Here is an 18820-nt window from a genome sequence, read left to right on the forward strand (position 1 = left end):
CTTGCGGACGGCCGAATACCGCTTTTCCACCATTTGGCGCATCGATGCGCCAGTGCAGGAAGTTTGGGCGGCAATCCAGGATTCGGCGCGCTGGCCCGAGTGGTGGAACAACGTTGAGCGCGTGGATCAGTTGGAGGCCGGTTCAGATCAGGGCGTGGGCGTCGTACAACGCTATACGTGGAAAGGCCGGCTGCCCTATCGCCTCGTGTTCGACATGCGAGTAACGCGCGTCGACCCGTTGGTCGCGCTGGAGGGGGAGGCCAGCGGCGACGTCGAAGGCGCCGGCCGGTGGAGCTTTTCAACCGACGGACGCAACCTGACCGTGGTCCGCTATGACTGGCGCGTGCGTACCACCCGCGCATGGATGAACGCATTGGCACCGTTGTTGCGACCGGTTTTCCAATGGAATCACGATGCAGTGATGCGCGAAGGCGGCGCGGCGCTAGCGCGTCGGCTGGACGCGCGGCTGCTTGGCATCGAGCACGGTTGAAGCCGGCGCGGACGTCGAACGTCTAGGCGAGCAGCAGTAACGCATCCGCAAGCGACAGCACCGTGGTGCGCGAATCGAATGCGGTAGAGAACAGGTGTTCATGTACCACCTGATCCGGGTCGTAACAGCAATCCTTGACCGTGTACAGGCGGAAGTCCGCGTCGCTCGCATACGCGACCGACGAGAGCACGACACCAGTCGATGCAATGCCGACCATAATCAGCGTATCGACACCTTGTGCGAGAAGTCGTGCCTGCAGACCGGTGCCGAAGAACACGCTGGCGCGATGCGCGATGATGACGGGTTCACTGGCCTGCTGGCCTAACTCCGGCGAAGGCCGGTCGTCGACGAATAAGCCGAGTTGCTTGATTCCCTGCCCATTCTTGTTCAATGGGCTGACCTCCGGATAGCCCTGACTGAAGCGGAGATTGGCGAAACAGACACTGACGCCTTTGGCCCGCGCCGCGTCGCATAGCTTGCGCGTATTGGCGAGCAAGACCGGCGCGACCGATGGAAAGAGCCCGAGAATGTCAGTCTGATAATGCATGACGACAAGCGCGGTTTGCGCCGGCACGATTTCTGGATTCATGATTGACGCCGCCTATTAGCCGTTCTCAATGCGACTGCCTCCATTTACACGTTCTCCTTTATATCGATCATTGAGCCCTTTGACCAGCGACTCCTGTCTGTCGGATTGCACCGCCGCATCCGTGCATCAGTAGGTCTGGTCGGCAACGACACGAGCCACCGTCTCCAGTGACTGCTTTAACGTGGACAGGCTGACGGAGCCGAGAGCCAACCGGATGGCATGAGGCACATGCGCTGACGTCGCGAACGGATGGGCCGTCGACACGGAGATGTGTTCGCGCATCAACGCCATTGCGATCGCGTCTGCCCGAACCTCCTGCGGCAGAGGAAGCCAGACGAAGTACGACGCGGGATGGCTGATCCGTTTCAGCCCGCGCAGGACTTCAGCGGCAATGCTTTGGCGCTGTGCGGCATCCCGCCGTTTGTCGGCCTCAAGCCTGGCTACGGTGCCGTCCTCGATCCAGCCGCAGGCGATAGCCGTCATGGTCGCGGGGGTGTTCCAGGTCGTCGCTCGGATGGCCCGTTCGAGCCTGGGAACCCATTCGCGCGGGGCACAGACGAAGCCGACGCGCAGCCCGGTCGCGACACTCTTCGACAAGCTCGATACATAGACTGTCGTCTCCGGAGCAAGCGCTGCCAAAGGCGGCGGGGCGCCTTCCGCCAGGAACGCGTAGGCGGCGTCCTCGATGAGCATCAGCCCATGCTGCCGGGCGATGGTGACCAGCTCGCGACGCCGCGTTGCGCTCATCACCCAGCCGAGCGGGTTATGGAGCGTCGGCATCGCGTACACGGCGCGTACTCGCCGCCGCTTGCATAGTGCCGCCAATGCATCCAGATCCGGGCCGTTCCCGGCGGCAGGAATGGGGGCGAGTTCCAGCCGGTTGACCTCGGCGGCGAGCTTGAATCCCGGGTACGTCAAAGCATCTACGGCCACCACGTCGCCGGGCTCGAGCAAGGCCATGGCGATTGTTGTCAGCCCGTGCTGTGCGCCGCTCACGAGCAATACGGTTTCAGCCGGTACCGCCAGTCCCCGGCTGGTCAGGTGGCGCGCCACGGTCGCCCGCTCGTGCTCTCGCCCGCCATGAGGCTGGTATCGAAGCAGCGTCTCCAGGTCGCCTGCAGCGGCGAGCTGGCGCAACGCCGCGCGCAGAAGGTCTCCCTGATCCGGCAACGAGGGATTGTTGAAACTCAGATCCACTGTGTCAGCGCTCCAGGCTTGCAGATCAATACCTTGACCGCGCGGGAGCGCCTCCTTGACGAACGTGCCGCGACCGGTTTCGCCGCTTACCAGGCCCATCGCTTGCAGCTCGGCGTAGACGCGCGTGGCCGTGACCAGCGCCAGTCCTTCTCGAGCCGCGAGATCGCGGTGCGTTGGCAGCCGCGTGCCGGGACGCAGCCGCCCCGCGCGGATATCGGCCGCGAGACGGTCAACCAGTTGCTTGTAACGGGGCTGAGGCATGCCTGAGCGTATCCATGACAATTATTTGAATGTATTGATTATCGGTTCTACGATGGCGCAATACAACGTCTCCACTCGCACGAGGCCCCCATGCACATCGCTATCCTGACCTTTGAAGGTTTCAACGAACTCGACTCGCTGATCGCGCTCGGCATTCTCAACCGGGTCAAGCGGCCGGGCTGGCGCGTTTCGATCGCCAGTCCGACGGACAAGGTTCGTTCGATGAACGGTGTGGTGATCGAGGCACAAGCATCGCTGAAGGACGCATGCGACGCGGACGCAGTGCTGGTGGGGAGTGGGAGGCTGACCCGGGATGTCGTCGCTGATGGCGCGTTGATGTCGCAACTGAAGTTCGACCCGACGCGCCAGTTGCTGGGCGCGCAATGCTCGGGAACGCTGATACTTGCCAGGCTGGGCCTGCTGGACGACGTTCCGGCCTGCACGGACCTGACCACCAAACCTTGGGTCGAGGAGGCGGGTGTGGCCGTGCTCAATCAGCCGTTCGTGGCGAAGGGAAACGTCGCGACAGCCGGCGGGTGTCTGTCGTCACAGTATCTGGCAGCCTGGTTCATCGCGCGTCTGGAAGGTGTCGAGGCTGCACGTAGCGCGATTCACTATGTGGCGCCGGTGGGGGAGAAGGAGGTCTACGTGACGCGCGCGATGGAGAACATTTCGCCGTTCCTCTAATGCGCAAAGGGTCTCGACTTGGGCGGACCCGAAAGACCACCCGTCATTTCGTTACCCTAAGCCGTAGTCGACACCAGGCTCCCAACCGTTTGCATATGCGAATGTCCCTTGAGGTTATCCGCGAGCGTCTGCACAAACGACTGCAACGACGTGCCCGAGTTGCTATCGCCGAGTGAGCTCAACAGAGACTGAAAATCCGTCTGTAGCGTCGACGCCTGCGAAGAAGACGAAGAAGAATCGCTGCTTGCATCCGAAGTACTGGACGCGGTACCTGAGCTCGTCGTACTGCTGGACCCGAGCTCCTGGGCGAGCGCATTCAGCGCGCCGCCAATATCCCCATAGGAAGAACTCGCGATCGAACTCGTCGAGCCGCTCGTGCTATCAGACGTGGAGCTATCACCGTTGCCCGTTTGCTGAAGCGATCCTAGTGCCTGAAACAACGCACCGAGAAAGGCCTGCAGCGCGCCGGAAATTGTGCTCGTTGACGACGAATCGCTCGCCGAGGAGGTGGAAGAGGCTGCGGTGGTGGACGAGTTCGAAGAAGCCGTCGTACTCGACGTGCCCGAAGTAGCCGTGGTCGACGACGTGCTGCCCGTGCTGCCAATGCCAAGCGCCGACAACGCCGCCTCGAGTGCCGACAACAGCGGATTCGAGTCCGTCGAACTGGTCGATGAAGACGAGGAGGACGACCCCGTTTCGCAGCCGCCGCCGCCGGCCGAGCGACGAGTGGCGCCGACAGAAAGCAGGCTCGTGCCGGTTTGTGAACCACTTACACTTTGTATGCTCATGATGTTTGACCTCCTTACGAGTTGAGCATTTAGAGTAAGCGATGACAACACTTCCAAATGCCTGGTAAGGGGTGGATTCACCCGCCATCTCGGCTATCGGTAAGGCGCGGAAAGTTTTCGCTCGGAAATAGTCGTCCTTTCAACGTGCTACTTCGTTGACGTCAATTTGAAAATATGCAGACAGCACCCGCACCTTACGGCGTGGGCTTTGCCTGCCCATTTTGGCCTGCGTTCATCATCGCGTCTCTTTCCGCCCGGTGTTTGGCGGCAACCTTCTCTTGCGCAGCCTGTATATCGGCAGGGTACGAACCGTCGTCACCCTGGGATGGGTCGTAACCCGCGGCCTCCAGCTCTTCGAGTTCATGCATAACTTCCGCACGCGTGACTTGATGGGGTGCGGGCTCCGGCATGGCTTGCGCAAAGACGCTCGCTGAACTTGCCATCAGCACGGCTCCTGCCATCACGAAGCTGAGTAATGGCGAGGCAGTACGCCGATTCGACGAATCCGATTTCATGTTGGTACTCCTTGTGCCTTGCGGGCGAAAGAATGACGGACGTTCACTGAGCCGTGTTGTCCGTGGCAGATGCGTTCCGCTGCGCTCGAAGCTCGCGCGCTTTGAGCGTGCTCACCTTGCAAGACTGCACGCGTGTGCCAGTTATTCCCTCATTCGCCTGAAGGCAGTGGAGAGCAGGAGGATGCGCTTCAGTAGCGCTCGAAGGCGACTTGCAACGCTTGCATGTCGTCCGTTTGGGTGAGTGCGAGCGTCAGAAGGATGCGGGCTTTTGGAGGGATCTGATCTTCGACGGTGAGCCAGCCGTATTCGTCGTCGGGTTGTGCGCCATTGCGTAGCACGATTCCATTGCCGGTACGCGATGCGCGCACCACGTGAACCCCGTGTCGGGCAGCGTTGCGCAGCGGCTCGATGAGATGCTCCGCGACGTTGCCGTTGCCGGTGCCCACATAGATCAGCCCTCGCGCGTGCGCGGCGATTGCCTCCACTGCGTCGGGGGCGAGCGCGCCGTACGCATAGACGATGTCTACTTTGGGCAATGCCCCAAGCGTATCGATCGACCACGGCGTGTCGAGCGTATGGGCACGCCATGGGCGACGATAGTAGCGCGGCCGGCCTTCGATCACATGGCCAAGCGCGCCGTAAGGTGAACGAAACGCCTCGAGCTTGATGCTGTTGCTCTTTACGACGTCCCGGGCAGTGTGGATCTCGTCATTGGCGACGACTAGTGTGCCGATGCCGCGCGAGGATGGATGCGCAGCTACCGCTATCGCATCGTAGAGATTCAACGCCGCGTCGGAACTCATTGCCGACGGCGGCCGCATCGAGCCGACCACGACTACGGGCTTCGCACTCTTGAGCGTGAGATGGAGAAAGTACGCGGTTTCCTCGATCGTATCGGTACCGTGCGTGATCACCACGCCATCAACGTCGTCCTGCGCGAGCAAACTGGAAACGCGCCTGCCGATTGCAAGCAGATGCTCGTTGTTGAAATTCTCGGAGCCGGTTTGCAGCAACTGCTCGGCGCGCAAATTCGCCAGCTCGGATGCATGCGGAATCGTGCGGAGAATCTCATCGATACCGAGTACTGAGCATAGGTAGGCCGATGTGTTGATGGCGGCTTTGCCCTGGCCGGCAATGGTGCCACCTGTACCGATAACGACGATGTTGGCCTTTTCTGTCATGCGAAGTCGATGATGTTTTGAAGGGGGAGCGGCATCAATGCGAAAGGGCAAATGCGCTGCGCAGTTCCTGGCCGTTGCTGCCTGCCAGCCACTGCGCCAGCAGCGCCGCCGAACCCGTCGCAAGTGTGAAACCGAGCGCACCATGGCCGACGTTGAGCCACAGATTGCGATAGCGCGTCGGCCCGACGATCGGCGTGCCGCGTGGCGTTGCGGGGCGCAAGCCGATCCATTCACTACCCGCGGAAGATCTGGCGACGTCGGGATACATGGCAGCCGCCTCCGCTCGCAGCGTTGCAAGACGTGAGCGATCAGGTTCGAGCGAATAGCCGTCGATATCGGCAATGCCCGCAACGCGTAGCCGCTCGCCGAGCCGGGCATAAACCACCTTGCGGCTAAAGTCGGTGATGCTCACATGGGGCGCGGCCGTCTGTGCTTGCAGGTCGAACGTCAGGCTGTAGCCTTTGAGCGGATAGATCGGCACACGGATGCCGATCGGCTTCAGTAGCCATGCCGCAGCCGAGCCTAATGCGACGACGACATGGTCGGCCGCGAGCGGCGCACCGTTGCTCCAGGCTTCAACGCTACCGCTTGCCGTAAGCCTCAGACAATCGATCGATGTGTTCATCAGGAAGTGCACGCCGCGAGCGCGCAGCAATGCTTCGAGGCTCTTGCAGAAGCGTTCGCAATCAGCCGTGTCTTCGCTCGGCGTATGGATGCCGCCCGCGAGAAATGGACGCAGATGCGCGAGCGTCGGTTCGAGTTCGACGCACGCGTCGGCGCTCAGCGCCTTTTGTTCGCAGCCGAGCGTGCGCTGGAATTCAAGCAGCTTGATCGCGCTCTGCATCTCGCTCGAGTCACGATGCAGCACGAGCTTGCCCGAACGGACGAAGTCGAAGTCGAGCGCCGGTTCGGCGGCGATCAGTTCGTGGATCAGCGTCCGGCTCAGGAACGACAGCGACAGCAGTTTGCGTGTCGTGAATTCGCTTTGTTCACGCGTGCATGCCGACAGAAATTCGAAGCACCAGCGCCACTGTTCGGTGCTCAGCTTTGGGCGGAAACGCACCGGTGAATTACCGCGCGTGAGCCAGTGTGGCAGCTTCGAGACGACACCGGGGCCGGCGAGCGGCGCGACATAGCTATACGACAACTGGCCGCCGTTGCCAGAACTGGTTTCGCTCGCTACGTCCGGATGCCGATCCGCGACGGTTACGTCGTGGCCGGCGCGGCTCAGGTAATACGCACTCGACAAGCCAATGACGCCCGCACCGAGGATCAATATCCGCATACAGCTGCACTCGCTTTTTCGTGTGTTTGCAGGGAGGCCATGTGCCGCGGGTGCGTCGTCAGCCCTTTGACTGGACTGTACGGCGCCACCGATGCGCCGAATTGCATTGATCTGCCGGAAAGTAGAAGAATCGCGACAGGCTTGCGGGTAGCAGGGCGGCGGGATGGATCAGGCGGCGGCCGCGCCACGCGATGCGCGCAGCTTGCCAGGTGTCACGCCATACGCCTCGCGAAACACGCGGATGAAATGCGCAGAGTCCGCGAAGCCGCATTCGTAGGCGATATCGGTGATCTTGCGCGCCGTATTGACCAGCATCCAGCGCGCGTAACGCAGTCGCATCCGCCGGTAAAACTCGTTTGGCGATGAGTTCATCTCGGTCGCAAACGCGCGCTCGAGATTGCGCACACTGGTGCCGATCATCTTCGCAATGACCACGATGTTCAGCGGTGCTTCGAGGTTCTCTTCCATCAGCAGCACCGCGTGACGCACGGTTGCATCTTCCACCGACAGGTAGCCGAGCGCCGCGCGCCGTTCGACGAACGAGGAGCCGCCCTGGCGGCTAACCGTCATCTGATGGATCACTTTTGACGCACGGTCCGGTCCGCAGTGCAGGCTGATCAGGCGCGCGGCCATCTCGACCACGGAAATGCCGCCCGCACAGGTGATGCGCGTGCCGTCGATCAGGTAGTCGGCGTGGGTCACGACGCGCAGCGCCGGGAACATGCGCCGGTAATCGTCGAGGTGAAAGCTGTGCACGCAGGCAACATGGTCTTCCATCAGGCCGGCACGCGCCAGAACGAAGCTGCCCGTGCACATGCCGATGAGCGGAATGCCCGCCTCGGCAGCCTGTTTCAGATAGTCCCAGTAGCGCCGGTCGACTTGATCGAGATGGGGAAGCAGGCCGCCGATCACGACGAGATAGTCGAATTGCGTGACGTCTGGAAACGTGGACTGCGCCTGCACTGGAATGCCGCAACTCGCTTCGACCGATTCGCCTTGGGCGCCGACGATGGTCCACAAGCAGCGTAGCTGACGGCTCTGGTCGCCGCGGTCCGCTGCGTGACGCAGCGCATCACACAGGCCGCCCAGCGAAAGCATCGGAAAGCGCGGCCACAACAAAATGCCGACGCTCAGTTCTGCGCCTGAACGGCTCGGGCGCGCCTGAAGCGTACGCGGCAGCGCGTCCAGTTGTTCGACCAGTTGGTGAGCAGTCTGGGTTACCTGACTTGAATTGTCGGCAGTGGTCATGCGCGAACTCGAGGGCGGATCGCCCAAATTATACGGCGACGCCCGGCGAATCAGTCCGAGGCGGCCTTGCCGCAATTCTTCTATTTTCCGGCAGATCAATGCAATCCGGGCGCATTGTGGCTGCATAAATTCAAACCCGCTAACGAACGACGCCGCACTGTGGGGTGCGAACGATCCGGCGAAGGCAGGCACACCGTCCGCATTGCTGGCACAAACGGCCGCGTGTTTCCGATCGGCGGGCGGCCGTTAGCGTCCGTTCCGACCATTACAACTTCTTTTCGGGTGAAGCATGAGCACAAGCACAGTCTTGGGTCGCGGTATGGCGACCGTCTGCATTCTGGGAGTATCGGCGGCCGCTGCAGTGGGCGTCGCCCGTGCCGACGAGATGGTGAAGATCGGCGAGGCCGCACCCGTGACGGGGCCGGCCTCGTATCTTGGCAAGGACACCGAGAACGGCGCGCGGCTCGCGATCGAGGAGATCAACCAGACGGGCCTCGTGATCGGTGGAAAGAAGGTGACGCTGGTGTTCGATGCGCAGGACGATGCGGGCGACCCGCGTCAGGCCACCCAGGTCGCACAGAAGCTGGTGGACGACAAGGTCGTCGCGGTGGTCGGCCACATGCAGTCCGGCTCGACGATTCCGGCCTCGAAGATCTATAGCGATGCAGGCATCGCGCAGGTGTCGCCGTCCGCGACGAATCCCGCCTATACGCAGCAGGGCTTCAAGACGGCGTATCGCGTGGTCGCGACCGATGCCCAGCAAGGGCCAACGCTCGCCGACTATGCGGCGAAAACGCTGAAAGTCAAAACGGTCGCCATCGTCGATGACTCGACCGCATACGGCCAGGGTCTAGCCGTGGAATTCGAAAAGCAGGCGAAAGCCAACGGCATTACGGTGCTGTCGCACGACGCGAGCACTGACAAGGCTGTCGATTTCCGCGCGATTCTCACCAAGATCAAGGGCGAAAAGCCGGACGCGATCATGTATGGCGGCCTCGATGGTACGGGCGGTCCGTTCGCGAAACAGGCGAAGCAGTTGGGCATGACGATGAAAGTGCTGGCCGGCGACGGCTTGTGCGCCGACGATCTCGTGAAACTTGCGGGCGATGCGGCCGACAACGTAATTTGCTCGATCGCCGGCGCGCCGCTGTTGAAGATGAGCGGTGGGCCGGCGTTCGTCGAGCGCTACAAGAAGCGCTTCGGTTACGCGCCGGTTCTGAACTCGCCGTTTGCGTACGACGCGGTGGGTGTCATCATTGATGCGATGAAGCGCGCGCAATCAACCGAGCCGGCAAAAATCCTTGCTGCCATGCCGGCGACCGATCATCAGGGCGTGCTCGGAGAAACACAGTTCGATGCGAAGGGCGATCTGAAGCACGGCGTAATTTCGCTCTACAAATACGTCGGAGGCAAGCAGGCGCTGCTCGGCGTTGTAGAGCAGTAAGCGGATTTGCGGGTTGTGCTTTGCCGAGCGCTTAAAGTCACCTGTCAGTGCGTGGAAGCGCCCGGCATTTACTGCACCACGCAATCTTCAGCCAATAAGATCGGCACCTGTCGTCAAGACAATCTTTCCAAAGTGGGTGCCGGAGTCGATCAGCTCGTGAGCGCCGCGAGCGTCGGCCAGTGCGAAGGTCTTGTAGACAACCGGTTTGATCTTGCCACTCTCGAAGTGCGGCCAGACATGCTGCTCGAGTTCATTGACGATAGCCGCCTTGTCCGCGGAGGTGCGCGATCGCAATGTCGAGCCCATATGCGTCAGACGTTTCGTCAGCATCGGCACGAGGTTAAGATCCTTCGCCGGTCCCTTGATCACGCCCACCTGGAGGATCCGTCCGTCCATGGCTGCGGCCTCATAGTTTCTCGCCACGTAGTCGCCGGCAATGATGTCGAGGATCACGTCGACCCCTCTTTCATCGGTAAACCGCTTTGTTTCGGCGACGAAATCTTCCTCGCGGTATTCGATCGCGAGGTCTGCGCCGAGCGCCAGACTGGCCTCCCGATGTGCCTGCGAGCCCACGGTCGTGATGATTTTTGCCGCACCGAATGCCTTCGCCAGCATGGTCGCCGTGGTACCGATGCCTGACGCGCCGCCGTGGATCAACACCGATTCGCCGGCAACCAGCTTGCCGCGCTGGAACAGATTCAGCCATACCGTCATGAACGTTTCGGGCATGGCGCCCGCTTCCACCAACGTCAGGCCTTTGGGGATATGCATCGTGTTGCAGGCGTGCGCGACGGCATATTCCGCGTAGCCACCGCCGGGGATCAATGCGCACACCAGGTCGCCGATCTGGAATTGGGACACGTCGGCGCCGACGGCGACCACTTGACCTGCCACTTCCAGCCCCGGAATGTCCGACGCGCCGGGGGGCGGATCATACAGCCCTTTGCGCTGGAAAACGTCTGGGCCATTCACGGCAGCCGCGTGGATGCGAATCAGAACCTGATCGGCGTCCGGCACCGGCACCGGGCGCGTGGTCGGCACCAGGACCTCAGGACCGCCGGGCTGTTTGATTTCAATCGCCGTCATGGTCGACGGCACACGATAAGTTGAAGCAGACATGGATACCACTCCTTCGTTTGATGAGGCTCGATTGATCCGGTCGGATCACTTGGCGAGGAACTCTTGAGTTCAGTATAGGCATCGACATTGATGAATAAACGCAGCATTATTCATGTAGTGAGATGCAAATTTGCATCAGGAGGGTGGCACGATGAACTGGGACGACGCGCGAGTGTTTCTCGCGGTGGAGCGCGAAAAAACGCTCCGCGGAGCGGCCAGAACGCTCAATCTCGATCAGGCGACGGTCGGCAGGCGGATTGCGGCGCTGGAGCACGCCCTGCGGGCAATGCTCTTCCTGCGCACCTCTGAGGGTTACGCGTTGACTGCGGCAGGGGAGGCCGCGCTGAGATCAGCGGAGAAAATGGAACACTCCGCGCACGAATTCGTCAGACGAACTCAGGGCACGGATACACGGCTTGCGGGGGACGTAAGAGTCACCAGCACGGACTCGATCGCGCTCGATTTTCTGCTGCCCGCCATCGAACGCCTGCATGCTGCGCATCCCGAAGTGCGGGTCCTGCTGGACACGTCGACGCGCATGCTGAATCTGGCAAAGCGTGAAGCGGATATCGCGGTCCGGTCAGTCAGGCCCGACAATCCCGATCTTGTCGCGCGACGCCTGGCGCGCTGGCCTATGGCGCTCTTTGCATCGAACGCGTATCTCGAGCAGCACGGCAGGCCCGTTCCAGGCTCCGCATTCGAGGGCCACGATCTTGTCGTCTATCAGGGAAGCTGGACCGGTAATCGATCGCCAACTCTTGCAGGCGAACCGGTTCACGCTGGGCGCATCGTATCGACCTTCAATTCCAGTCTTATGCTGCGTACCGCGGTAAAGGCCGGCATCGGCATCGGTGAGCTTCCGATCCATCTGGCTGAACGCGACGGCCTCGTGCAGCTATGGCCGGAACCCACACGTGGGGCGGTCTATGAAACCTGGCTCGTTACGCATCAGGACCTTCGGCATACCGCGCGCATCGCAGCCATGATTGACGGCATCGTCTCCGCGTTCGAAGATCCCACGACCCACGCAAACTAGTCACGCACGAGCGCTCATTCGTCGTCCTGGACTGACTTGATCAGATTGTTTCGTAAGGTAACGATCGCCTTCTGCATCTTCTCGAACTCGTCGGGCGCGAGGCCCGTTGCTTCGACGAGGTCCATTTTCAGGGCCTTTTCGCGCAAGCGTCGTCCGCTTTTCGTCAGACTGACACGTACCTGACGTTCGTCTTCTGGATCGCGCAGCCTTTCCAGATAACCCATTACCTCAAGCTTCTTCAGGATCGGCGTAAGCGTGTTGGATTCGAGAAACAGTTTCTCGCCCAGTCCGCCGACGGTCTGATGGTCTGTCTCCCACAGCGCAATGATCGTGATGTATTGCGTGTAAGTGAGCCCGAGTTCCTCGAGTATCGGCTTGTACGCCTTGCCGAACGCCAGGTTCGCGGAGTAGATCGCAAAGCACAGATAGTCGGAGAGCATTCGATTTGCGGGTTCAGGTTGATCGATGGATTTCATCTGTATCCTCTTTGGCTGGAGCCTGATGTTTCACAAGACGTACGAAGCGATATGTATCGTATGCGATTATATCGCTATGTGGTGAAAGTCGGACTGCTGCCTTAAAGCGTGCAACTGGTGGTCAACTTCACCGGCCCGCTATTTCGCATCGTAGAGGTCTTGCGGCGGCCCCCTCCCTGGCGCTGTGGTCGCCGCGCATGAGCAACGGAAATGCGCGACGGCCCTGCGGCGAGAGGGCACGCGATCTAGCGATGCGCGTACAGGCTGTCGTGCGGCGTCACGCTGATATGGCTGCCCGCCTGCGAGAGTCCGGCGACTACGCCGCCATATGCCTCTTGCGAGCCAGTTACGTCGTCGCGTTCGGTAGCGACGGTTCGCGTGGTCTGACCGCTTTGCGACGCCGGTGCGCCAACCGAGGGCTTGTAGAACGGGGCTGGTCCATAGCCGCTGGCGAACGCGGGTGCGGTGGCGAATGCCGAAACGGCGACGAGCAGTGCAACGATGAGCTTGGTCTTCATGATGAGAATTCCCTAACAAGATGTTCAGTGAAGGCACGTGCGTGAGCGAATTGCACGTGCCTTGGTGGATTACGCGGTGACGATGTTTGTCACGATTTCGATGTTGCCGTGCACAGACTTCGAATACGGGCAGATGTGATGGGCGAGGCGCGCGACTGACTCGACGACTTCCTTGTCCAGACCCGGCACGCGGATTGTGAACTCGGCGCCGAGGAACCATGCGGGACCGGTCTGCCCAACGTTTACCTGGATGTCCACGGAATAGTCGGACGGCAGCGTGACCTTCTTCAACTGGGCCGCAATGCCGAACACGGTGGTGTAACAGGCCGACCACGCGCCCGCAAACAACTGCTCGGCTCTCGGGTGCGGCTCGGTGGCGATGAACTCGAGGTTTTCAAGGCCGGGCGCCGTCAGCTTGAGGTCGAACACGCCAAACTCGCCGCGCTGGAGATTGGGGTCGCGATTGACCGTGGCGTGGCTGTTGCCTGAGGCGAGGACTTTTTCGATCTTTTCCATGATGGATTCCTTGGTGAATATGGGTGTTAAGCGTATTTAATATGTATGCGATATAATCGCATACGATCAATATGAGGCGGGAACTGGTGGGGTTCGTGTGCCTTGTCCGGTCACGCCGTGATGACATTCAGGCCGACCTCGATGTTGCCGTGCACGGCCTTCGAGTACGGACAGATCTGATGCGCCAGGTGCGCGACTGCCTCGACGGCTTCCGTCGCCAAACCCGGCGCGCGGATAGTGAACTGGGCGCCGAGGCAATGACCGGCGCCGACCGACCCGATGCTGACCTGGATGTCCACGGAGTAGTCGGACGGCAGCGTGACTTTCTTCAGCGAGGCCGCAATCTCGAACGCGCTGATATAACAGGCCGACCACGCGCCCGAAAACAACTGTTCGGCTCGCGGATGCAGCTCGGTGGCGATGAACTCGCGGCTTTCACCGTCAGGCGCTGACAGCTTGAGGTCGAGGACGCCGAGCTCGCCGCGTTGGACATTGGGGTCGCGATTGATCGTGGCGTGGCTGTTGCCTGAGTGGAGGACTTGGTCGATCTTGGTCATGATGGATTCCTTTGAGAATAAGGGTGTCAAGCTGATTTAAATCGCATGCGTCGCATGATGAGGGAAAGGTTTGAGGATGTCAATCGCAAAAGATTTAATCGCATGCGATGTTTTAATAGGGGAAGCGAAAACTCTGCGATAGCAGCCTGCGGCGAGCCCGGCTGCCCGTGACATTTCACGCCACAGGTGTGCTGGTCCGGATTACGTGACAATCACGGCATCATCCCGAACGAATAGCCGCACGACAGAACCGGAATCGGGCGTGCTCTCGATGAACAGCTTCGCGTCGATCAGCCTGGCGCGCTCGGCCATGCCCTGCAGTCCGTACGAGTAGCCGGCCCGTGCGGTAACCATATCGAAGCCTCGGCCGTCATCGCAGATGGTCACTTCGACACCCGCTTCGCTGTTGACCAGGGTCACATCGACACGCGACGCACCGGCATGACGGGCCACGTTGGTCAGCGACTCCTGCACGATACGGAATAGCGCTGTGGCGCGGAAATCCGAGAAAGTCGGTTCGGAACCCGTGACGTTGAAGTGACAGGGAATGTGAGTATGGCGGGTGAAATCCTCCGCGAGCCATTCCAGCGCGGAGGCGAGGCCGAAATTCAGTGCGACCGGCCGAAGGTGACTGGCCACATTGCGCACGATCTTGATGGTTTGTTCAACCAGATCGCGCATCTGTTCGGCTTTTTGCATGGCGGCGGAACCCGTTGTCAGTTGCATCCTCAGCAACGACAGGTCCATTTTCAACGCGGTCAGCAACTGGCCGAGTTCGTCGTGAACTTCCATCGCGATGTGCTTCCTTTCCTCCTCGCGAATGGCTTCCAGATGCGCGGACAACTGCTGCAGCTGTTCGCGCGACGCCAGCAGTTCCAGCTCGGTCCGCTTGCGCACCACGACTTCGAGTTCGAGCTGGTCGCGATGGCGTCGCAGGCTTTCCACTGCATGCTTGCGGGCCGTCATGTCGGTCAGCAGGCCTTCAAGTCCCCTCAGGCTGCCGTCGTCGCCTGTCGCGCCTCGTGCGTTTAGCTGAACCCAGATGGGCGTGCCGTCGAGACGCTGTAACTGCAGTTCGAGCCCCACGATCTCACCCTGCGTGCGCAGAATTTCGAACAGGGTTGCAATCTGCTCCGGCGAGAACGGCTGTTTGTGGGCGGCGCTCGCGGCGGCCTCGATCAGGTCGGGCACGTCACGATAGCCGAGCAGTTGTGCCATTGCCGGATTGGCTTCATCCAGTTGCCCGTTTCGATCGAGCAGGAAGATACCCTCGAGGGCATTCTCAACGATGCTGCGGTATTTCCGTTCACTGGCGCGCAGACTTACCGTCGATTCCTGAAGGCGGTCAGCCATGACATTGACGCGCAAGGCGAGCCGGCCTAACTCATCGCCCGACTCAACTGTGCAGCGCGCACGAAGGTCGCCGCTCGCGATACGGTCGACCATTTCCTCAAGACGATTGATCGGGCTGCGCACCATGCGCTTGAGGAGCAGGAAGGTCGCGGCGTAGAGCACGGCAACGACGGCCGTGATCATGGCGAGAATCGCCCGGCGGGCGTCGCTGATCGCCTGTTCTGCCACTGCCTTCGTCAGGACGACACGAACCTCGCCGATCTTTTCCCTTGGCGCATTGCCGGGTGGAGTGTATTCAATCGCCCTGACACGCACCACGCTGTCGGCAGGTTTCGGCTGAACGGCTTTCCCCGCGGTGGACACCGTACCGTAGCCCACTGCAGTGACGGTGAATTGGGCCACTTCGGGATTCGGAGCGAGTGCGGCAAGCTGGCCGTTGATCGCGCCCAGATCGATGTTCCACAAAGGTTGCGCGAGCGATTGGCTGAACAGGTCGGCAATCCGGGTGGCACGCTCCTCCAGCGCAGTGAGCCGGCGCTGCCGTTCGTGCGCGACCAGCGCATACGCCGACGTGCCGGCCACGATCGCGACAAGTATGACGAGCGCCAGCATCAGCTTGGTGTGCAAACTGGGCGAGGGTAGCGTGAGCCGTGGGGACAGACGCATCATGAAGCCCTGGACGCCGTGTCCAGAAGATATTGGAGATTGAAATCGTAGGGGCCTGGACGCGGGGACCGGGTTTTCGAGTACTGGCCAAAGTCGAGTATCGCTCCGCTCCGGAAAACAAGGTCGGCATAGCGGGGGGCGTTCTCGCGATGGATCACGGTCAGAAAGTCGAGCTTCTGGCGCAGACCTCCGTTCGTGGCAAAGTCGTTGCCCTGATTGTGATCGTGCAACAGAACCATCGCCCAGGCGCCGAGGAAGTAGTCGCCTGCCATCATGGCAGCGAGGCTGCCGTCAGCCACCCTGGCCAGTGCCTCCTGCAACGCACCTATGCCGCCTACCAGAACGCGCGCATTGCGCGCTTTGACGGCGTCCAGTGCCCCGAGCGTCATCGCGTCGTTGGCGGCCCAGATCACATTGGCATCCGGATACCGGGCGAGAAGCACGCGTGCCTTCTGATCGCTGTCGGCATAGCTCCAGTCGCTGAAGACCAGTTGGCAGGTGTGCGCATTCGAAGCGTGAAACAGGAAGTCGTCAACACCGGCGGCGCGCTCCAGCGAGACCGGCGTGCTCGGGTCTCCCGTAATACCGATCACCTGCGCCCCGTGCTGGCCCAGTTGTTGATACAGAAATTGCATCAGCCGGTACCCGGCGCGCTCGGCGTTTGCCGTCACCGTGCCGATCCAGTTCGGGATCAGTTCCCGTTCATTGCCGACCGCGTGGCGCTGCTCAGACGTCAGGTCGTTGTGGATGAGCAGCACCTTGGCCGGCGAGCGCGCCAGTGTTTTGAGCATCTGCTGTGCGGCCATCTTTTCGTTGACGATGACGACGTAGTCCGGTGCGTCGGCGCGTCGCGCAACGTCTTCTGCCTGGCGCTGCATCAGTAGATGGTCACGTTCCGCGTACAGCACCTCCAGTTGCATATCTAAGGTGTGCGCCGCCATTGTCATGAATCGGGAGACCAGTTGCCAATGCTGTCCCGTACCGCGTTGCACAGCCTCGCCGGGGTTGAGGAACACCACACGCGGCGCGCGCTTTGTGGCGAAAACGCGGCCGGACACACCGGTCAGGCCGGCATACGCGCAGGTGAGCAACGCTTGCCTACGATTCATAAGACCATTCACTTGATTGCCGTCGGGACGCGCGGTTGCGCACCGTGCAAGGATCGCGGTCAGGCGACGGACACGGCAATGCACATTCTACGTGCCAGGCTGGCGTTGGCAATATTCGCCCGGGATAGACCGGCTTTCGTGATATTGCTTTGAACGGGAGATTGCGGACTGAATCGACCGCTCACGTTTCTGATGGCAATCTGCTGCTGCCTTCTGTTTTCGCAAAAAAAAACGGGCCGCGAGGCCCGTAACAACAGTTCGGTTGCTATGCGATGCTGTTAGCACTCGCCCTTTTTAGCGTGTCCGGGAGGGCAGTGGCCATGATCACCATGGTGGTGGTGATGTTCCTCCCATTCCTGGCGTTCCCAGTAGCGATGACCGTCGTAGTATCTGTCCCCATGCCAGCCAATGACAACTGGTGCCTGGGCGACCACTACGGGGGCAGGCGTGCCGATATTGACGTCTACGTTAACTGCATTGGCCACGCCGGATAGGCCAATTCCCAAGCTCGCGACCAACGTTGCCAAGAGAGGATATTTCATGCCGTACTCCAAAATAGAATTCTATGAATGCACTTGGCCTGTCGCCGCAGTGACGGTGCACGGCATGTAATTCGCCGATCCTCCGTAAACGGGAAATGCTGCGATGTCGTTGACGAGGTTTTCTCAGGCAGCGTGTTATTTGATAAAAGTTAACACTATGCCCGATGCGGGCTAACGTTCGCGATGTTGCTCGCCGAAGGCCATCGAAGGTCGGAAACGGGGCGCAGATTGCTATCTGCGGGATCAGGCGCGGGACTGGCCAGCCATCTCTTCCACGTTTCGCTCACTGGCTAGTTTCCGCTTCTTTTGCAGTGACGGAGACCGTTCAGTCAAGCGCGCCGCTGCGTCCTTATCCGGAGAACCCGCGGCGGCGAACTGCCGTCGATATTCGGCCGGCGTCGCCTGCTTTGCGGCCTTGAACTGTCGATTGAAATTGGCGACGTTCGCGAAGCCCGAACGAGCAGCGATGACGGCAACCGGCATGGCGGTGTCAACCAGCATCCGGCACGCGTGACCAATCCGAACCCGCGTGATATAGCGGCCGACGCTCTCACCGATATGCTGAACAAAGTAACGCGTGAGCGTGCGTTCCGACAGGCTGGCGGCCGCGCAGAGCTCTGACAGCCGCAACGGTTCGGCAAAGCGCGCGTCAATCATCGAAAGGACCCGGTTGATCCGTTCGGGCTCGTGGCCGGATGGTCCGGTGGTTGCCTCGTTGAAAGCACTCGGCGAGGCGAGCGGCTGGCCCGGCGCGTCGGCGAGCGTGCACATAATGTCGAGAGCGGCGCCAAGGCGATCGCGCGCCACGCTCGACAGCAATTGTTCCAGGCGCTCGCGCATCCATTTGCCGGCGGGTGGCTCGAAGGCCAGCCCACACGCGGCCCTGCGTAACAGCTTGCGCAGCGGTTCATATTCTGGGCAACAGTCCGCCATACGCCGCGCCCAATCGCCGTCGAACCAGATGACGATGGCGACCTGCGGCGAGGATGGATCGATCGAACGATTCGACGCCCAGGTGTGCGGAAGATCCGGCGGCACGAGGACCAGATCTTCAGCCTCGTATTCGTTGACAGAGTCGCCGATGTAGCGCTTGCCATGACTGTTCATCGTCAGCGTTAACTCGTACTCCGGATGGTGATGCCACTCGAACGGAATACGCGGGAGCCGCCGGTGGTAAACCCGCACCGAACAGTCCCCACCGAAGTCGACATGCTCATAGGCTGGTTTCATGGCCGAATACGCA

20 protein-coding genes are annotated in these 18820 nt (G+C 61.0%); 4 read left to right on the forward strand and 16 right to left on the reverse strand.

What is annotated here, in order from left to right; translation table 11 throughout:
• Position 1: 1 nt before the first annotated feature.
• Complete coding sequence (locus M0D66_RS08600; RefSeq protein WP_093633157.1) at positions 2-490, forward strand: SRPBCC family protein; 489 nt, start codon at positions 2-4, stop codon at positions 488-490.
• 22 nt (positions 491-512) lie between these two features.
• Here the strand turns inward: M0D66_RS08600 and M0D66_RS08605 are convergent, their stop codons facing one another.
• Positions 513-1079 (reverse strand): isochorismatase family cysteine hydrolase, encoded by a 567-nt coding sequence (locus M0D66_RS08605; RefSeq protein WP_266210567.1) that lies wholly within the window; start codon positions 1077-1079, stop codon positions 513-515.
• Positions 1080-1205: 126 nt separating this feature from the next.
• A complete protein-coding gene (locus M0D66_RS08610; protein WP_266210568.1) occupies positions 1206-2537 on the reverse strand; it encodes a PLP-dependent aminotransferase family protein in 1332 nt (443 codons plus the stop codon).
• 90 nt (positions 2538-2627) lie between these two features.
• Here M0D66_RS08610 and M0D66_RS08615 point away from each other — a divergent pair, with 90 nt between their 5' ends.
• A complete protein-coding gene (locus tag M0D66_RS08615) occupies positions 2628-3224 on the forward strand; it encodes a DJ-1/PfpI family protein (RefSeq protein ID WP_266210569.1) in 597 nt (198 codons plus the stop codon).
• A gap of 56 nt (positions 3225-3280) precedes the next feature.
• Here the strand turns inward: M0D66_RS08615 and M0D66_RS08620 are convergent, their stop codons facing one another.
• The 5 genes from M0D66_RS08620 to M0D66_RS08640 form a co-directional block, all read right to left on the reverse strand.
• Positions 3281-4012: a hypothetical protein gene (locus M0D66_RS08620; RefSeq protein WP_143131648.1), complete on the reverse strand. Its 732-nt coding sequence runs from the start codon at positions 4010-4012 to the stop codon at positions 3281-3283.
• A 194-nt stretch (positions 4013-4206) separates the two neighbouring features.
• A complete protein-coding gene (locus M0D66_RS08625) occupies positions 4207-4527 on the reverse strand; it encodes a DUF4148 domain-containing protein (protein ID WP_093633152.1) in 321 nt (106 codons plus the stop codon).
• A gap of 188 nt (positions 4528-4715) precedes the next feature.
• Positions 4716-5708 (reverse strand): asparaginase, encoded by a 993-nt coding sequence (locus tag M0D66_RS08630; RefSeq protein ID WP_266210570.1) that lies wholly within the window; start codon positions 5706-5708, stop codon positions 4716-4718.
• 34 nt (positions 5709-5742) lie between these two features.
• Entirely contained in the window at positions 5743-6993 is a 1251-nt protein-coding gene (locus M0D66_RS08635; protein WP_266210571.1) for a D-amino acid dehydrogenase, read from the reverse strand.
• A gap of 168 nt (positions 6994-7161) precedes the next feature.
• Entirely contained in the window at positions 7162-8241 is a 1080-nt protein-coding gene (locus M0D66_RS08640; RefSeq protein WP_266210572.1) for a GlxA family transcriptional regulator, read from the reverse strand.
• 319 nt (positions 8242-8560) lie between these two features.
• On the opposite strand from M0D66_RS08640, the gene M0D66_RS08645 reads away from it, so the two are divergent.
• Positions 8561-9685, forward strand: coding sequence for a branched-chain amino acid ABC transporter substrate-binding protein (locus M0D66_RS08645; protein WP_266210634.1), 1125 nt, complete (start codon positions 8561-8563; stop codon positions 9683-9685).
• Positions 9686-9772: 87 nt separating this feature from the next.
• On the opposite strand, the gene M0D66_RS08650 is transcribed toward M0D66_RS08645, so the two are convergent.
• A complete protein-coding gene (locus M0D66_RS08650) occupies positions 9773-10804 on the reverse strand; it encodes an NAD(P)H-quinone oxidoreductase (protein WP_211702642.1) in 1032 nt (343 codons plus the stop codon).
• 151 nt (positions 10805-10955) lie between these two features.
• Here M0D66_RS08650 and M0D66_RS08655 point away from each other — a divergent pair, with 151 nt between their 5' ends.
• A complete protein-coding gene (locus M0D66_RS08655; RefSeq protein WP_266210573.1) occupies positions 10956-11840 on the forward strand; it encodes a LysR family transcriptional regulator in 885 nt (294 codons plus the stop codon).
• A gap of 14 nt (positions 11841-11854) precedes the next feature.
• Here the strand turns inward: M0D66_RS08655 and M0D66_RS08660 are convergent, their stop codons facing one another.
• The 8 genes from M0D66_RS08660 to M0D66_RS08695 all read right to left on the reverse strand — a co-directional run bounded on the left by M0D66_RS08660 (position 11855) and on the right by M0D66_RS08695 (position 18807).
• Positions 11855-12316 (reverse strand): MarR family winged helix-turn-helix transcriptional regulator, encoded by a 462-nt coding sequence (locus tag M0D66_RS08660; RefSeq protein WP_093633146.1) that lies wholly within the window; start codon positions 12314-12316, stop codon positions 11855-11857.
• 245 nt (positions 12317-12561) lie between these two features.
• Positions 12562-12834: a hypothetical protein gene (locus M0D66_RS08665; protein ID WP_266210574.1), complete on the reverse strand. Its 273-nt coding sequence runs from the start codon at positions 12832-12834 to the stop codon at positions 12562-12564.
• Between the two features lie 69 nt (positions 12835-12903).
• Entirely contained in the window at positions 12904-13350 is a 447-nt protein-coding gene (locus M0D66_RS08670; RefSeq protein ID WP_266210575.1) for an OsmC family protein, read from the reverse strand.
• A gap of 110 nt (positions 13351-13460) precedes the next feature.
• Positions 13461-13907 carry an Ohr family peroxiredoxin gene (locus tag M0D66_RS08675; protein WP_093633143.1) on the reverse strand — a complete coding sequence of 149 codons (447 nt, stop codon included), beginning with the start codon at positions 13905-13907 and terminating at the stop codon, positions 13461-13463.
• A 201-nt stretch (positions 13908-14108) separates the two neighbouring features.
• Positions 14109-15929: a PAS domain S-box protein gene (locus M0D66_RS08680; protein ID WP_266210576.1), complete on the reverse strand. Its 1821-nt coding sequence runs from the start codon at positions 15927-15929 to the stop codon at positions 14109-14111.
• Positions 15926-17017: an ABC transporter substrate-binding protein gene (locus M0D66_RS08685; RefSeq protein ID WP_266210577.1), complete on the reverse strand. Its 1092-nt coding sequence runs from the start codon at positions 17015-17017 to the stop codon at positions 15926-15928. The genes M0D66_RS08680 and M0D66_RS08685 overlap by 4 nt, the downstream gene beginning before the upstream one ends.
• Positions 17018-17313: 296 nt before the next feature.
• A complete protein-coding gene (locus tag M0D66_RS08690; RefSeq protein ID WP_093633142.1) occupies positions 17314-17577 on the reverse strand; it encodes a hypothetical protein in 264 nt (87 codons plus the stop codon).
• A 243-nt stretch (positions 17578-17820) separates the two neighbouring features.
• Complete coding sequence (locus tag M0D66_RS08695; RefSeq protein WP_211702646.1) at positions 17821-18807, reverse strand: helix-turn-helix domain-containing protein; 987 nt, start codon at positions 18805-18807, stop codon at positions 17821-17823.
• Positions 18808-18820 lie beyond the last annotated feature (13 nt).

This window comes from Paraburkholderia sp. SECH2 (assembly GCF_030464795.1).
Classification (GTDB): domain Bacteria; phylum Pseudomonadota; class Gammaproteobacteria; order Burkholderiales; family Burkholderiaceae; genus Paraburkholderia; species Paraburkholderia aspalathi.

Excerpts from the sequence above, each read along its gene's own strand:
- M0D66_RS08695 (WP_211702646.1), bottom strand. The coding sequence starts at position 18,807 with ATGAAACCAGCCTATGAGCATGTCGACTTCGGTGGGGACTGTTCGGTG.
- M0D66_RS08620 (WP_143131648.1), bottom strand. The coding sequence starts at position 4,012 with ATGAGCATACAAAGTGTAAGTGGTTCACAAACCGGCACGAGCCTGCTT.
- M0D66_RS08640 (WP_266210572.1), bottom strand. The coding sequence starts at position 8,241 with ATGACCACTGCCGACAATTCAAGTCAGGTAACCCAGACTGCTCACCAA.
- M0D66_RS08690 (WP_093633142.1), bottom strand. The coding sequence starts at position 17,577 with ATGAAATATCCTCTCTTGGCAACGTTGGTCGCGAGCTTGGGAATTGGC.
- M0D66_RS08605 (WP_266210567.1), bottom strand. The coding sequence starts at position 1,079 with ATGAATCCAGAAATCGTGCCGGCGCAAACCGCGCTTGTCGTCATGCAT.
- M0D66_RS08625 (WP_093633152.1), bottom strand. The coding sequence starts at position 4,527 with ATGAAATCGGATTCGTCGAATCGGCGTACTGCCTCGCCATTACTCAGC.
- M0D66_RS08610 (WP_266210568.1), bottom strand. The coding sequence starts at position 2,537 with ATGCCTCAGCCCCGTTACAAGCAACTGGTTGACCGTCTCGCGGCCGAT.
- M0D66_RS08680 (WP_266210576.1), bottom strand. The coding sequence starts at position 15,929 with ATGATGCGTCTGTCCCCACGGCTCACGCTACCCTCGCCCAGTTTGCAC.
- M0D66_RS08650 (WP_211702642.1), bottom strand. The coding sequence starts at position 10,804 with ATGTCTGCTTCAACTTATCGTGTGCCGTCGACCATGACGGCGATTGAA.
- M0D66_RS08645 (WP_266210634.1), top strand. The coding sequence starts at position 8,561 with ATGGCGACCGTCTGCATTCTGGGAGTATCGGCGGCCGCTGCAGTGGGC.
- M0D66_RS08630 (WP_266210570.1), bottom strand. The coding sequence starts at position 5,708 with ATGACAGAAAAGGCCAACATCGTCGTTATCGGTACAGGTGGCACCATT.
- M0D66_RS08675 (WP_093633143.1), bottom strand. The coding sequence starts at position 13,907 with ATGACCAAGATCGACCAAGTCCTCCACTCAGGCAACAGCCACGCCACG.
- M0D66_RS08665 (WP_266210574.1), bottom strand. The coding sequence starts at position 12,834 with ATGAAGACCAAGCTCATCGTTGCACTGCTCGTCGCCGTTTCGGCATTC.
- M0D66_RS08655 (WP_266210573.1), top strand. The coding sequence starts at position 10,956 with ATGAACTGGGACGACGCGCGAGTGTTTCTCGCGGTGGAGCGCGAAAAA.
- M0D66_RS08660 (WP_093633146.1), bottom strand. The coding sequence starts at position 12,316 with ATGAAATCCATCGATCAACCTGAACCCGCAAATCGAATGCTCTCCGAC.
- M0D66_RS08670 (WP_266210575.1), bottom strand. The coding sequence starts at position 13,350 with ATGGAAAAGATCGAAAAAGTCCTCGCCTCAGGCAACAGCCACGCCACG.
- M0D66_RS08635 (WP_266210571.1), bottom strand. The coding sequence starts at position 6,993 with ATGCGGATATTGATCCTCGGTGCGGGCGTCATTGGCTTGTCGAGTGCG.
- M0D66_RS08615 (WP_266210569.1), top strand. The coding sequence starts at position 2,628 with ATGCACATCGCTATCCTGACCTTTGAAGGTTTCAACGAACTCGACTCG.